This window comes from Herbaspirillum sp. Her4, assembly GCF_057961335.1.
This window is the reverse complement of the sequence record NZ_CM176330.1, coordinates 4,140,432-4,153,116: the sequence shown is the minus strand read 5'-3', so window position 1 is coordinate 4,153,116 and position 12,685 is coordinate 4,140,432. Positions and strand designations below refer to the sequence as shown.

Annotated in this window: 14 protein-coding genes; 7 read left to right on the top strand and 7 right to left on the bottom strand. The window is 64.8% G+C overall.

The genetic code is table 11. The annotated features are described in order from the left end of the window. The first annotated feature begins 90 nt into the window (after window positions 1-90). The 5 genes from ACWFUC_RS18810 (at window position 91) to ACWFUC_RS18790 (ending at window position 3,814) form a co-directional block, all read left to right on the top strand. Window positions 91-1,251 carry an acyl-CoA dehydrogenase family protein gene (locus tag ACWFUC_RS18810; protein WP_121045654.1) on the top strand — a complete coding sequence of 387 codons (1,161 nt, stop codon included), beginning with the start codon at window positions 91-93 and terminating at the stop codon, window positions 1,249-1,251. A gap of 18 nt (window positions 1,252-1,269) precedes the next feature. Beyond that, the gene (locus tag ACWFUC_RS18805) at window positions 1,270-2,052 is read left to right on the top strand and encodes an enoyl-CoA hydratase (RefSeq protein WP_039787174.1); all 783 of its coding nucleotides are present in this window, start codon (window positions 1,270-1,272) and stop codon (window positions 2,050-2,052) included. Between the two features lie 157 nt (window positions 2,053-2,209). Beyond that, window positions 2,210-2,788 carry a histidine phosphatase family protein gene (locus tag ACWFUC_RS18800; RefSeq protein WP_489622988.1) on the top strand — a complete coding sequence of 193 codons (579 nt, stop codon included), beginning with the start codon at window positions 2,210-2,212 and terminating at the stop codon, window positions 2,786-2,788. Between the two features lie 101 nt (window positions 2,789-2,889). Then, window positions 2,890-3,303, top strand: a complete 414-nt coding sequence (locus tag ACWFUC_RS18795) for a GNAT family N-acetyltransferase (RefSeq protein WP_134136486.1) — start codon at window positions 2,890-2,892, stop codon at window positions 3,301-3,303. A 28-nt stretch (window positions 3,304-3,331) separates the two neighbouring features. Continuing rightward, window positions 3,332-3,814 carry a GNAT family N-acetyltransferase gene (locus ACWFUC_RS18790; protein ID WP_489622987.1) on the top strand — a complete coding sequence of 161 codons (483 nt, stop codon included), beginning with the start codon at window positions 3,332-3,334 and terminating at the stop codon, window positions 3,812-3,814. A 13-nt stretch (window positions 3,815-3,827) separates the two neighbouring features. On the opposite strand, the gene ACWFUC_RS18785 is transcribed toward ACWFUC_RS18790, so the two are convergent. From ACWFUC_RS18785 to zigA, 3 genes are all read right to left on the bottom strand, one after another. Beyond that, window positions 3,828-4,796 carry a M14 family metallopeptidase gene (locus ACWFUC_RS18785; protein ID WP_489622986.1) on the bottom strand — a complete coding sequence of 323 codons (969 nt, stop codon included), beginning with the start codon at window positions 4,794-4,796 and terminating at the stop codon, window positions 3,828-3,830. 77 nt (window positions 4,797-4,873) lie between these two features. After that, window positions 4,874-5,800 (bottom strand): GTP cyclohydrolase FolE2, encoded by a 927-nt coding sequence (folE2, locus tag ACWFUC_RS18780; RefSeq protein WP_489622985.1) that lies wholly within the window; start codon window positions 5,798-5,800, stop codon window positions 4,874-4,876. A 5-nt stretch (window positions 5,801-5,805) separates the two neighbouring features. Continuing rightward, window positions 5,806-7,020: a zinc metallochaperone GTPase ZigA gene (gene zigA, locus ACWFUC_RS18775; protein WP_489622984.1), complete on the bottom strand. Its 1,215-nt coding sequence runs from the start codon at window positions 7,018-7,020 to the stop codon at window positions 5,806-5,808. Between the two features lie 244 nt (window positions 7,021-7,264). On the opposite strand from zigA, the gene ACWFUC_RS18770 reads away from it, so the two are divergent. Both ACWFUC_RS18770 and ACWFUC_RS18765 read left to right on the top strand, forming a co-directional pair. After that, window positions 7,265-7,489 carry a hypothetical protein gene (locus tag ACWFUC_RS18770; protein ID WP_034331366.1) on the top strand — a complete coding sequence of 75 codons (225 nt, stop codon included), beginning with the start codon at window positions 7,265-7,267 and terminating at the stop codon, window positions 7,487-7,489. 176 nt (window positions 7,490-7,665) lie between these two features. Beyond that, window positions 7,666-9,090, top strand: coding sequence for a PepSY-associated TM helix domain-containing protein (locus ACWFUC_RS18765; protein WP_489622983.1), 1,425 nt, complete (start codon window positions 7,666-7,668; stop codon window positions 9,088-9,090). Here the strand turns inward: ACWFUC_RS18765 and ACWFUC_RS18760 are convergent, their stop codons facing one another. Genes ACWFUC_RS18760 through fnr form a run of 4 tightly spaced genes read right to left on the bottom strand, consistent with a single transcriptional unit; the run spans window position 9,091 to window position 12,575 of the window. Continuing rightward, the gene (locus tag ACWFUC_RS18760) at window positions 9,091-9,924 is read right to left on the bottom strand and encodes a metallophosphoesterase family protein (RefSeq protein ID WP_402708319.1); all 834 of its coding nucleotides are present in this window, start codon (window positions 9,922-9,924) and stop codon (window positions 9,091-9,093) included. After that, the gene (locus ACWFUC_RS18755) at window positions 9,924-10,952 is read right to left on the bottom strand and encodes a diacylglycerol/lipid kinase family protein (protein WP_489622982.1); all 1,029 of its coding nucleotides are present in this window, start codon (window positions 10,950-10,952) and stop codon (window positions 9,924-9,926) included. Before ACWFUC_RS18755 ends, ACWFUC_RS18760 begins: the two co-directional genes overlap by 1 nt. A gap of 24 nt (window positions 10,953-10,976) precedes the next feature. After that, on the bottom strand, window positions 10,977-11,747 hold the full coding sequence (locus ACWFUC_RS18750; protein WP_489622981.1) for a phosphatase PAP2 family protein: 771 nt from the start codon (window positions 11,745-11,747) through the stop codon (window positions 10,977-10,979). A gap of 60 nt (window positions 11,748-11,807) precedes the next feature. Then, entirely contained in the window at window positions 11,808-12,575 is a 768-nt protein-coding gene (gene fnr / locus ACWFUC_RS18745; protein ID WP_121045643.1) for a fumarate/nitrate reduction transcriptional regulator Fnr, read from the bottom strand. Window positions 12,576-12,685: the final 110 nt, after the last annotated feature.

Here is a 12,685-nt window from a genome sequence, read left to right as displayed (position 1 = left end):
CGGCGCGAATTCCATTAAGCTTGGGCGCAAAGCGGGAAGCCAAGCGCCCAACCCGCATTGCCTGGCAAGAACAACGAACAGGAGACAAGCATGGATTTTGAACTCAACGAAGACCAACTGGCCTTCCAGCAAAGCGCGCGCGATTTCGCTGCGCGCGCCATGGCCCCCTTCGCCGCCAAGTGGGACGAGGAGGCGCACTTCCCGCTGGACGTGATCGCCAAGGCCGGCGAACTGGGCTTCTGCGGCCTCTACACCCCGGAAGAGGTGGGCGGCCTGGGCCTCTCGCGCCTGGATGCCACGGTGGTCTTCGAGGAGCTGGCGCGCGCCTGTACCTCGACGGCAGCCTATCTCACCATCCACAACATGGTCAGCTGGATGGTGGCCACCTGGGGCCATGCCGAACTGAAGGAAGAATGGTGCGAGCAACTGGCCGCCGGCCAGAAGATCGGCTCCTACTGCCTCACCGAGCCGGGCTCGGGATCGGATGCTGCATCGCTCAAGACCACGGCGCGCCGGGTCGATGACTTTTATCTCATCAATGGTTCCAAGGCCTTCATCTCGGGCGCGGGCAGCACCGACCTGCTGGTGGTGATGGCGCGCACCGGCGGCCCCGGCGCGCGCGGCGTCTCGGCCATCGCGGTGCCGGGCGATACCCCCGGCATCAGCTACGGCAAGAAGGAAAGCAAGATGGGCTGGAACAGCCAGCCCACGCGCACCATCAGCTTCGACAACGTCAAGGTGCCGGTGGGCAACCTGCTGGGCGAGGAGGGCGAGGGCTTCGTCTTCGCCATGAAGGGGCTCGATGGCGGGCGCATCAACATCGCCACTTGCTCGGTCGGTGCGGCGCAGGCAGCGCTGGATGCGGCCCACGCCTACATGAAGGAACGCAAGCAGTTCGGCCGTCCGATTGCCGACTTCCAGGCGCTGCAATTCAAGTTGGCCGACATGCAGACCGAACTGGTGGCCGCGCGCCAGATGGTGCGGCTGGCGGCGGCCAAGCTGGATGCCGGCTCGCCCGAAGCCACCACCTATTGCGCCATGGCCAAGCGGCTGGCGACCGATCTGGGCTTCCGCGTCTGCAATGAGGCGCTGCAATTGCATGGCGGCTATGGCTACATCCGCGAATATCCGCTGGAACGCTATTTCCGCGACGTGCGGGTGCATCAGATCCTGGAAGGCACCAATGAAATCATGCGCGTCATCATCTCGCGCAACCTGCTCGGCCGCGACACGCTGGACGACATCCGCTGACCCCTCACAAGGAAACGCATGAGCACCTATACCAACCTGAAGCTGGAAAAATGCGGCCACACCGCCGTGCTGACCCTGTCTAATCCCCCCGCCAACACTTGGACCCGTGAAGCCCTGGCCGACCTCACGCGCCTGGTCAAGGACCTCAACGCCGACCGTGAGATCTACACCCTGGTGGTGACCGGCGAGGGAGAGAAATTCTTTTCCGCCGGCGCCGACCTCAAGCTCTTCGCCGATGGCGACAAGGCCATGGCACGCGAGATGGCGCGCCGCTTCGGGGAAGCCTTCGAGACCTTGTCGGGCTTCCGGGGCGTTTCGATTGCGGCCATCAATGGCTACGCCATGGGCGGTGGCCTGGAGTGCGCCCTGGCCTGCGACATCCGCATCGCCGAAGAGCAGGCCCAGATGGCCTTGCCGGAAGCCGCCGTGGGCTTGCTGCCCTGCGCGGGCGGCACGCAGAACCTGCCGTGGCTGGTCGGTGAAGGCTGGGCCAAGCGCATGATCCTGTGCGGCGAACGCGTCAATGCCGAGACCGCGCTGCGCATCGGCCTGGTGGAAGAGGTGGTGCCCAAGGGCCAGGCGCGCGAACGTGCGCTGGCGCTGGCCTTGCAGGCTGAGAAGCAGAGCCCGTCCTCTGTCGCGGCCAGCAAGCAACTGATCCAGGGGGCGCGTCACAATCCGCTGGGCACTATCCTTCAAACCGAACGCGAACTCTTCGTCGATCTCTTCGATACCCAGGACCAGAAGGAGGGCGTCAATGCCTTCCTCGAAAAGCGCGCGCCGAGCTGGAAAAACGCCTGAACGTTTCGGCACATGGCCTGACGTTTTGTGCACCATGACCTGTTTTTGACGCGGCAAATGCGCCGTCGGAGCGGGCGTGGTGCGATGGCCTTGGGCTAGACTGGCAGCCTTGATCCACGTGATCCAATTGATCCATCCGATCCCGTCGAGGCTTTCCATGTCATCACGTATTGCCGCGTTTCTGTTCTCCCTGCTGACGTTGTCCTGCCTGCCCGTTGCGGCGGGTGCTTCCGAACTGTCGGACAAATTGTCCCAGCCCGATCATGTCCTGATCATGCGCCACGCGCGTGCGCCGGGCATTGGCGATCCTGCAGGATTCACGCTCAATGACTGTGCCACGCAACGCAATCTCAACGATGAAGGCCGCGAACAGGCGCGCAAGATCGGCAACTGGCTGCGTCAGCAAGGCGTAAGCCGCGCCATCGTCGCCAGCAGCCCCTGGTGCCGCACCAAGGAGACCGCCAGCTTGCTGGGTTTCGGTACGCCCGAGGTGCAGGATGGCCTGGCCTCCTTCTTCAACGATGCGGCCCAGGGCGAGACCGCCAACCAGCGACTGGAGCAGTACCTGCGCACGGCTTTGCCGGGCAAGGGCAGCCGGGCGCTGATCCTGGTCACGCATGACGTGAACATCGGCCGCTGGACCGGAGAAAGTGTGGCCTCGGGAGAAATGGTGCTGGTGCGGGTCGATGCCAGCGGCAAGCCCATATCGCACAAGGTCTACGCGCGGCCGGACTGATCCGCCGGTCTTCGCCAAGCACAACGGACGCCGCAGCGCTGCATGCCCTGCGGCGTTTTGTGTTAACGTGACCGGCTTCGTCGTCACGTCCGCCTGCGCCCATGTCCATCGTCTACCGTACCGACCTTCGCCTGACCGCCGATCAGTTCATCGACATTCTTTCCCGTACTTCGCTGGGCCCGCGCCGTCCGCTCGAGGACCGCGAATGCATGGAGGCCATGGTCACCCATGCCAGCCTGACCGCGACCGCCTGGGATGGCAAACTGCTGGTCGGTGTGGCGCGCTGCGTCACCGATTTCGTCTACGCCTGCTATATGTCGGAGCTGGCCGTCGATGAGCAGTACCAGCGCCGGGGCATCGGCAAGGAATTGATCCGCGCCGCCCGCAGCCGCCTCGGTCCGCGCTGCCGCCTGCGGTTGCTGGCCGCCCCCGATGCCACCGACTACTACAGCCATATCGGTTTCGCCCACAGCCCCCGCTGCTGGGAGCTGACGCCCGGAAATGAACTTAAATAACGTTATAAATCATTTATAAAGAATTGCCATGATCGAGATTCAAACCTATCGCCCGGAACACGCACAGGGCGTGGTCGAGGTCATCCTGCCCATCCAGCAGGATGAGTTCGGTATTCCCATCACGCTGGAAGGGCAGCCCGACCTGAAGGATATTGCCGGTTTCTACCAGAAGGGCCTCGGCAATTTCTGGGTGGCGGTTGATGGCGGCAAGGTGGTCGGCACCATTTCCCTGCTCGATATCGGCAACGCCCAGGTCGCGCTGCGCAAGATGTTCGTGGCGGCCAGCCATCGCGGCAAGGAGCACGGCACCGCCGCGCGGCTGCTGGAAGGGGCCATCGCCTGGGCGCGTGCGCAGGGCGTGCGCCAGATCTTCCTGGGTACCACGGACAAGTTCCTGGCGGCGCATCGCTTCTACGAGAAAAACGGTTTCCGGCTCATCGAGAAGAGCACGCTGCCGCCCGCTTTCCCGGTGATGGTGGTCGATACCCGCTTCTACGCGCTGGATTGCTGAAGCGCTTGCGAGGTCACAGCCGGCGCTGGCTGTCGACCCCGAAGTAGAACCATTCATTGCCCGGCAAGGCGCGCGGATTGGGGAAGACGATGTAGCCGTCGCCCGCTGCCAGCACCGCCTGGCCATCGTGCCGGTGGCCGATCACTTCACCCTGCTGCACGCGGTCGAAACTGGACCATTCCCGGGTGAAGCGGTCCTCGGCATGTTCCATGTCGATCACGTCCACCAGGCGGATCAGCTGGATATCCGCCACTGGCGGCTGCGGGGGCGCATCGATCATGCCGTGCAGTGCCAGCGTCTGCAGGATCGCGCGATAGGCGACTTCCGGCGCTTGCGGATCATCATGCTGGCCGCATTCCAGGGTCACGCCGTATAAACCCTTGCTGCGCGCGTATTCGGTGGTGCCCACGCCATACTGCCGGTCCAGCAGGTCGGCCGAGACCGCATGGCCTTGCTGGCGGCGGCGTTCCACCCCGCGCACATAGGCCCCCATCCATCCTTCCACCACGCGCTGGCAGCCCAGGTGCGCGACCATGCGTGCTTCGGCGGCGGCATGCGCGAAGGGTTCGACCTCGCCGTCATTGTCTTCCGGGCCGAGCATGGCGAAGGGCATGCCGCCGGTATGGAAGGAATGCAGGTCGAGCAGGATCTCGTGTTCATCGATCCACGGACACAGCACGTTGCAGAGCTGGTCCTCGAAGTTGGCGGGGGCCGGATGCGGGCGCAGGTTGCGGTTCAGGTTGCGGTCACCCTGGCGTTGCTGTTTTTCATAGGCCAGCGGATTGGTCACCGGCACCAGCGTCAGCAGGCCGCGCTGCAGGCGCAGTTGCCCGCTGTCGAGTTCACGCTGCAGGCGGGTGATGGCCTGGGTGCCGCAGGTTTCATTGCCGTGTACGGCACCGAGGATCAGCAGGCGCGGGCCGGGCGTGAAGGCCGCATATTGCAGCCTGCGCAGGGAAGAAGGAAGGGAATCGGACGTCATCGGGTGGCATGTACAGGAAGCAGAAAGGGCAACGATACCCCGGTTCGGGCGGCGCTGCCAGTCGCCGCTGCCCGGGATCAGCGCAGCAGCTCCTGCCAGCCGGGTGTCACGGCAGTCGCCACGGCGTCGTGCGCATGCAGGCTTTCGAAGTGCGACACACGGACGGAGCAGGCAGCAAAGCGCGCTTCCAGTGCTTGCCGCAGTCGGCGCGCAGCATCCTCCACGTACATCAGGTTGGCCCCATTGGCCAGCGCAAAGGCCTGCTCATCCGCGCGCCGCACGGCGGTCTGCACGGCCGTGCCCAGTGCGGCTTCGGCGGTATCGATCAATTCCAACAGCGGGAACTGCGCGGCATCGCCGGTGATGGCAATGCTGAGCTCCGCCTCGCTGCGCTGACTGTGCGGCGTGGCCAGACTCGCATGGCGGGCGAGCCAGCCCAGCGCGGCATCGCGGCCGATGGCCTCGTGCTGCGCGAAGTCGGCGGCAAAGGCATCCTGCAGGGCCTGTCGCGACAGGGCGGCCGAGCAGGGGCAGGTGGAGGAATAGGTGATGCGCACCGTCAAGCGGAGCGCCAGCGTGGTATCGCACAATTGCGCCGTCAGCGTGACCGGATAGCTCTTCCATCCAGCCAGCTCCGGCGTGACCAGCGCGGCCCGCTGCTGCAGCAAGGCGAAGTCCAGCCGCAGCAAGGCGGCGCGTGACTGGCAATCGGCGTGGCTCTCGCGCATCTGGCGCAGCAGTTCATGCACAGCGGCCGGCGTGAGGCGCGATCGAGCGGCGAAGGCGTCCAGCAGCAGGTACAAGCGCGACATGTGGATGCCCTTGGCCTGCGGATCGGGCAGGTCCACCGCCACTTCGGCGCTGGCCGGCAGGGGCGTGCCGTCGGCCAGCCGCAGCGGCAGGGCGATGCCGCACATGCCTACCCATTGCAGGGGCAGGGCGATGCTGGCGGGTTCATCGCGGGCGACGTCGGGCAGGGTCGCGCGCTGGCTGATGAGGGTCATGCCGATCACTCCCAGCCGGGGAAGGGATCGGCCATGCGCGCCCAGCCCATCGGACCTTGCGCCATCTCGGCATCGCTCAGCAGGCAGGCTTCCAGCTTGGCCGTCAATGCGGCCTGATCCATGTCCATGCCGATGAGCACCAGTTCCTGGCGGGCATCGCCGACGTTGTCATCCCATTGTTCGAGGATGAAGTCGATGGACTCCTGATCCTGCGGCCACTTCTCGCGCGGCACGGCGGCCCACCATTTGCCGGCCAGCCCGTGGCGGCAGACGGCACCGGCCTGCGACCATGAACCCGCATGGGCCGGGCGGGTGGCGAGCCAGAAGAAACCCTTGGAGCGCACCACGCCCGGCCATTCGCTGTTGACCAGATCGTGGAAGCGCTGCGGATGCATGGGCCGGCGCGCGCGCCAGGCGAAGCTGGTGATGCCGTACTGTTCGGTCTCCGGGACGTGCTCGCCACGCAGTTCCTGCAGCCAGCCCGGGGCCTGGCTGGCTTGTTCGAAATCGAACAGGCCGGTGTTGAGGACCTGGTCCAGCGCGACCTTGCCAAACTCCGATGTGACGATGCGCGCACGCGGATTGAGCTTGTGCAGGATGGCGTGCAGGCGCTCCAGATCAAGCGGCGAGACCAGGTCCAGCTTGTTGAGCACGATCACGTCGCAGAACTCGATCTGCTCGATCAGCAGGTCGACCACGGTACGGCCGTCTTCCTCGCCCATCGATTCGCCACGCTCCTGCAGGCTGTCCTGAGAGCTGTAGTCCTTGAGGAAATTGAAGGCGTCCACCACCGTGACCATGGTGTCCAGCCGCGCCACATCGGCCAGGCTGGCCCCCTCTTCATCGGTAAAAGTAAACGTCTCGGCCACCGGCAGCGGTTCGGAAATGCCGGTCGATTCGATCACCAATTGGTCGAAACGGCGCTCGCGGGCCAGCTTGCGCACTTCCATCAGCAGGTCTTCGCGCAGGGTGCAGCAGATGCAGCCATTGCTCATTTCCACCAGTTTTTCTTCCGTACGCGACAGATCCGCGCCGCCATCGCGCACCAGCGCGGCATCGATGTTGACTTCCGACATGTCATTGACGATCACCGCTACGCGCCGGCCTTCGCGGTTGTGCAGGATGTGGTTGAGCAGGGTGGTCTTGCCGGCACCGAGGAAACCGGAGAGCACCGTCACGGGAAGCCGGCGGTCGCCGGGCTGGCGTTGGAGGGAGGTCATGGCGAGTGTGAAATCAGCGTAAGGGTGGAGGAGCAAGCGATGCCATCAGCGAAACTGATGACAGATTTTTCGAGATAAATGCAACTGAGTTGCGAATATCTCATAAATGCAACATTGTTGCAAATAGTGGGTGCGGTGTGCGCGCCGGTCACGCATCTGAGAGAGGGGTTGCCAGTGGGCGTCCGCGGGAAGGAAAGCCCGGCTTGTGCTAGCATGTCGCCTCGCAACAAGGAGGTTTCATCACATGTCCCAGATCTTCCCGTACAAGGGAAACGCCGTCATCCCGGAGATCAAGAAGCTCGACAACGGCAAATTCATGGCTTGCTTCGTGATTCACGAGGGCAAGGATGGCAGCGGCAAGCTGCGCTATCAGCGCAAGGCGCCCACCAATGAATTCGATACCGAAGACGAGGCGATCGCCTACATCCTCGATTTTTCGGGCGACTGGATCGACGAAAATCCCATGTGATCCCGCCGCGCGCCGTTGCCACGGTGCTGCAGATCACAGGCAGGAAGAGCCGCACGGAATGTGTTCCGTCGGCTCTTTTTCATTGGGGCTGCGACAAATTGCCACATTCGCAGGGACCGTCGTACGGCCTACAATCGCGAGCCTGTTCCCGTTTTCGGCGCTCCCCGCCCGTCTTCATGACCACCTCCTTCCAGCCCGCCGGCGATGGCACCGCCAACGCCGCCAGCGCGACCGCTCGTACTGGCGATGCCCATCGCTCCGCCTTGCACGCCGTGCTGCTGCGCCTGCATTTCTACATCGGCCTGTTCGTCGGCCCCTTCATCCTGGTGGCGGCGCTGACCGGTACGCTGTACGTGCTCACCCCGCAGATCGAATCGCATCTCTACGCCTCGCAGCTTTACAACCAGAGCCGGGGCGAGGCCCGGCCGCTGGCCGAACAGGTGAAGGCCGCGCAGGCCTTCCTGGGGCCGCAGGCGCGCCTGTTCGCGGTGCGCCCGGCCAAGGCGCAGGGATGGAATACCCGCGTGATGTTCACCCAGCCCGGCCTGGGCGACTCGGAAAGCCGGGCCATCTTCGTCGATCCGGTCAGCCTGCAGGTCAAGGGCGACCTGATCGTCTATGGCACCAGCGGCGTGCTGCCTTTGCGCACTACGCTGGATTACCTGCACCGCAACCTGATGCTGGGCGACTTCGGCCGCAACTACAGCGAGCTGGCCGCTTCATGGCTGTGGCTGGGTGCGTTGGGCGGAGTGTGGCTGTGGTGGCGAGGTCGCCAGCGCCGCACTGGCAGTACGGTGCGCGCGCCGCGTCCCATGAACGCGCGCCGGCTGCATGCCCTCGTAGGGCTGTGGATCGTGTTGGGGCTGGTGTTTTTCTCGGCTACCGGCCTGACCTGGTCACGCTGGGCCGGTGAGCGCGTGAGCCAGATGCGCACGCAGCTGGGCTGGATCACGCCCTCGGTCTCGACGCAATTGCAGGCCGGTGCCCCGGCCATGTCCATGGGTGAACACGCCGATCACATGGGCGCACATGGCATGCAGATGCCCATGCCGGAGGCCAGTGACCCGGCCCGTTTCGACATGGTGCAGCAGATTGCCCGCGCGGGTGGCATCGACTCTTCCGAGATCGAAATCCGCCCACCGCGCTCGGCCCAGCAGGCTTGGGTGGTGCGGGAGGTGGATCGCTCCTGGCCGACCCAGGTCGATACGGTGGCCATCGATGCCGACCGCATGGCCATTACCAGCCGGGCCGATTTCGCTGATTTTCCATTGATCGCCAAGCTGATCCGCTGGGGCGTGGATGCGCACATGGGAGTGCTGTTTGGCGTGGCGAACCAGATCCTGATGGCCCTCTTCGGCGTGGCCCTGACCGGGCTCATCGTGCTGGGCTACGTGATGTGGTGGCGGCGCCGCCCGGCGGCGGGTGCCAGCCTGGCTCCGTTGACGCAGGCGGTGATGCGCCTGGCGCCCCTGCAACGCCTGACGCTGGCTGTGCTGGCCCTGCTGCTGGGCTGGAGCCTGCCGTTGATGGGGGCCAGTTTGTTGCTGTTCCTGCTGGTGGATGTGATCCGTTATTCCCGCGCACGCCGCGCGACGGTCTGATCATTCGCTGAGCAGGCCATCGGCGGTCTGCTCGAACCACTCGCTGCCGCGTTGCACGAAGGTCTGCGACGCGGCCAGCGCAAAACTCTTCACATCGGGCTTCCAGCCCAGCCGATGCACCACGATCTGGTGTGCTTCCACCTGCAAGACGTTGAAGGAATTGCTTTCGCCGCGCCCACGGGTGGAGGTGGCCGTACCCGCCTGCACCACCAGCGCCGAATAGCCGGGAATGTGATAGCGCCCGGCGCTGCTCACGGCCGAACTGGTATGCACGTGACCTGCCAGCAGCAGGTCGGCGCCGCACAGCGCGAAGGCACGCATGGCCGGTACCGCCTGGCCGACCAAGCCGTGATGCTGCGGGCCGGGCGGCAGGTCGAAGGGATGATGGGTGACGATGATCTTGACCAGGTGATCGCCCACGCCAGCCAGTTCGCGCCGCGCGTGTTCGATCTGTCTGTCGTTCACGCGGCCATCCTGGATGGTCAGGGAACGTGCGGTATTGATGCCGACCACGGCGATTTCCTCGTCCACATAGCGCGGCTGCAGATCGGCCGTGATGTGGCGCTTGTACTTGCGCAGCGGCTGCAGCAGGCGCGCCGCCACGTTGAAGAGCGGAACGTCATGATTGCCCGGCACCACCAGCTGGGGCTGCGGCAGCGCATTGAGAAACTCCCTGGCCTGCTTGAACTGGATGCTGCGCGCGCGTTGGGTGAGGTCGCCCGAAACGACCACCAGGTCCGGCTTGAGCTCGTGGACCTGGGCGATCAACGGTTCGATGATCTCCGGATCGGTGCGCCCGAAATGCAGGTCCGACAGATGGATGAGGGTACGCATCAGTTTTCCCCCAGCAATTTGTCGAGCAGGCCGGGTTCGCGGGGGGCGGCCGCTTGCGGGGCGGCGAGCTGCGGCACGATCACGGTCAAGGAGGCCGGACGGATGCGGTAGTGCAACGGTGTCTGCATCAGGTTGACTTCGCCATCGGTGGCCACGCGCATGCGTTTCTTGTGCGTCTCGATATGGATCTCGCTGCAGGTCAGCACATCGAAGTCATGCGCTTCACGCAGGCGGCCGAACAGTGCATGCAGGGCCAGTCGCAGCAGGCCCAGGCGGCCGGTGCGGTGGCACACGTACAGACTCAGCTGGCCGTCGGTGAGGGTGGAGCGCTTGCCGATGTCCAGGCCGCTCATGAGGTACTCGTTGTTGCCGATGAAGACGAAGGGCGTGCGCCGCCAGTGTTCCTTGCCGTCGATGGACAGCCGCACGCGCAGGAAGGGATAGCGCCGCAGCGCGCCCATGGCGGCCCAGGTGAAGGCCAGCCATTTGCCACGGCCCAGGCGAGCCTGCTGCTTTTCACGTTCGCGCACGATGTCGGGATAGAGACCCAGGCTGGAATTGTTGATGAAGGGCGCACCATTGACCTCACCGCTGTCGACCTGGAGCTTGCGCCCGGTGGCGATGTTGGCGATGGCCTCGTCCAGCGTCAGCGGGATGTTGAGGTCTTTGGCAAAGTGATTCAGCGTGCCCAGCGGCAACACGCCCAGCGCGCTCTCGCAGTGTGGATCGGCCAGCAGGGTCGAGGCCACGGCATTGACGCTGCCATCGCCGCCGCCCACGGCGACCACCGCGATCTTGTCGCGCACGGCATCGCGGGCGGCCTGCAGCATGTCTTCGCCGCTGCGCGCCAGATGCACCACGGCGTGCAGGCCGTGACGGGCGAACTCTTCGGTGATGTGCGCGGCCAGTTGCTCGGCGTGGCCGCCACCGGCACGGGCGTTGATGGCAGCCACCACGTCAGGGCGGCGTGCTGCGTCGGGGTGGCCATGGCTGGCGGGCAATTCCTGGGTCGTGTCTTGTTCTGTCATCCGCAGGCGAGTAAGAAGGTGGTTTCAGAGCCCGTTGGAGCGCGGCTGCGCGTAATAGTGCCGCTGCCATGTGAAAACCACGGTCGTCCACAGCGCGAACCAGGCCGTGCCCAGCAGCATCGCACCCAGTACGTCGCTCAGGAAATGCGCGCCCAGGTAGACCCGGCTGAAAGCGGTCAGCGCCACCAGCAGCAGGGCTGCGCCGATGACGGCGGCCTGCACGCCGCGCTCGCCGGTCTTCAGGCGCGCACCGATGGCGGCCGTCACGCCCGGCTGGTTGAGCAGGTAGGCGGCCAGCATGGCGTAGAGCAAGGTGGCGCCGATCGTGTGTCCGCTGGGAAAGCTGTAGCTGTGCAGCACCAAGATGGGATCGTCAAAGCTGGGACGCAGGCGCGCGAAGATGTGCTTGAGCGTGAAATTGCACAGCATGCCGCCGGGCAGCACCAGCAGCAGGTCGGTAACCCAGGCCCAACGCTGCTTGCGGACCATGTGCCACAGCAGCAGTGCGCCCATGACCAGCACGCCGATGGTGCCATGCAGATGCGTATAGCCGAGGACCAGTTCGGTCAGGGGCGAGAAGGCATGCTGGTTGAACCAGTCCGCCAGTTGCTGATCCAGACGCGTGAGCGCGCCCTTGCTGCTGACTTCGTAGGCGATCAGCGCGAACAGCATGACCGTGGCCAGCGCGGCCATCAGGCCTGTGGTGAGCGGCAGTCCGAGGTGGTGGTCGCGCGCCATGCGGGCGCGCAGGAAACGCTGGAGGGAGGGAGAGGTAGAAGAGTGTCGTTCTGTCATCCGGCCATTCTAACCTCAGCCCCCCGTGCCCCGGCAAGGGGCTGGAGGGTGCCGGTCTGGTCAGGCGCAGGGATCGTTGCCCAGCGCGATGGCACGCAGGGCAGGCAGGTCGCACAGTTCGACGTCGCGGTGGTTGACTTCGATGACGCCGGTTTTCTTGAAATTGGTCAGCAGCCGGCTCACGGATTCCACGGCCAGGCCCAGGTAGTTGCCGATTTCCTCGCGCGTCATGCGCAGCTGGAAACGGGTCGAGGAATAGCCACGGCTGGCGTAGCGCGAGGACAGGTTGAGCATGAAGGCCGCCATCTTCTGCTGCGCGGTCATGCTGCCCAGGGTCAGCATGACGCGTTGCTCGCGCGAAATCTCCAGGCTCATCATGCGATGGAACTGGCGCAGCAGCGTGGGCATGTCGCGGAACAATTCTTCCAGGCGCGTAAACGGAATCTCGCAGACTTCGCTGTCTTCCAGTGCCACGGCTTCGCACAGATGGTGCCCGGCGCCGATGGCATCCATGCCCAGCAATTCGCCGGCCATCTGGAAACCGGTGATCTGCTGGCCGCCATTGGTATTGCCCTGGAAGGTCTTGAAATGGCCCAGGCGGATGGCGTAGAGCATGTCGAACTTGTCGTTGAGGCGGTACAGGCTTTCATCGCGCTTGACCTTGCGGCGGCGGTTGATGACCTGTTCCAGCCGCTGCATGTCGCCCTGGTCCAGCCCCATCGGCAGGCACAGCTGGTGCATGCTGCAGGCCGAGCAGCTGGCGCGCAGGGCGTGCAGGGTGAGCGGAGGCGGCGAATGAATGGGCGTGTGGGCAGGTAAGCTGGACATAAGCGTTGGATTTTCCTCTATGTTGTGGCGGCGTCGGCTGGCCAGGTCTTGGCGTGATGATTTGTGATGCGCCACATTGTCATGCAGCTGCGCAGCTATTTTTCCCGTAC

Bases quoted from the DNA above. Each gene is read 5' to 3' on its own strand.
- ACWFUC_RS18810 (WP_121045654.1), top strand. From the start codon at position 91: ATGGATTTTGAACTCAACGAAGACCAACTGGCCTTCCAGCAAAGCGCG.
- ACWFUC_RS18805 (WP_039787174.1), top strand. From the start codon at position 1,270: ATGAGCACCTATACCAACCTGAAGCTGGAAAAATGCGGCCACACCGCC.
- ACWFUC_RS18800 (WP_489622988.1), top strand. From the start codon at position 2,210: ATGTCATCACGTATTGCCGCGTTTCTGTTCTCCCTGCTGACGTTGTCC.
- ACWFUC_RS18795 (WP_134136486.1), top strand. From the start codon at position 2,890: ATGTCCATCGTCTACCGTACCGACCTTCGCCTGACCGCCGATCAGTTC.
- ACWFUC_RS18790 (WP_489622987.1), top strand. From the start codon at position 3,332: ATGATCGAGATTCAAACCTATCGCCCGGAACACGCACAGGGCGTGGTC.
- ACWFUC_RS18785 (WP_489622986.1), bottom strand. From the start codon at position 4,796: ATGACGTCCGATTCCCTTCCTTCTTCCCTGCGCAGGCTGCAATATGCG.
- folE2 (WP_489622985.1), bottom strand. From the start codon at position 5,800: ATGACCCTCATCAGCCAGCGCGCGACCCTGCCCGACGTCGCCCGCGAT.
- zigA (WP_489622984.1), bottom strand. From the start codon at position 7,020: ATGACCTCCCTCCAACGCCAGCCCGGCGACCGCCGGCTTCCCGTGACG.
- ACWFUC_RS18770 (WP_034331366.1), top strand. From the start codon at position 7,265: ATGTCCCAGATCTTCCCGTACAAGGGAAACGCCGTCATCCCGGAGATC.
- ACWFUC_RS18765 (WP_489622983.1), top strand. From the start codon at position 7,666: ATGACCACCTCCTTCCAGCCCGCCGGCGATGGCACCGCCAACGCCGCC.
- ACWFUC_RS18760 (WP_402708319.1), bottom strand. From the start codon at position 9,924: ATGCGTACCCTCATCCATCTGTCGGACCTGCATTTCGGGCGCACCGAT.
- ACWFUC_RS18755 (WP_489622982.1), bottom strand. From the start codon at position 10,952: ATGACAGAACAAGACACGACCCAGGAATTGCCCGCCAGCCATGGCCAC.
- ACWFUC_RS18750 (WP_489622981.1), bottom strand. From the start codon at position 11,747: ATGACAGAACGACACTCTTCTACCTCTCCCTCCCTCCAGCGTTTCCTG.
- fnr (WP_121045643.1), bottom strand. From the start codon at position 12,575: ATGTCCAGCTTACCTGCCCACACGCCCATTCATTCGCCGCCTCCGCTC.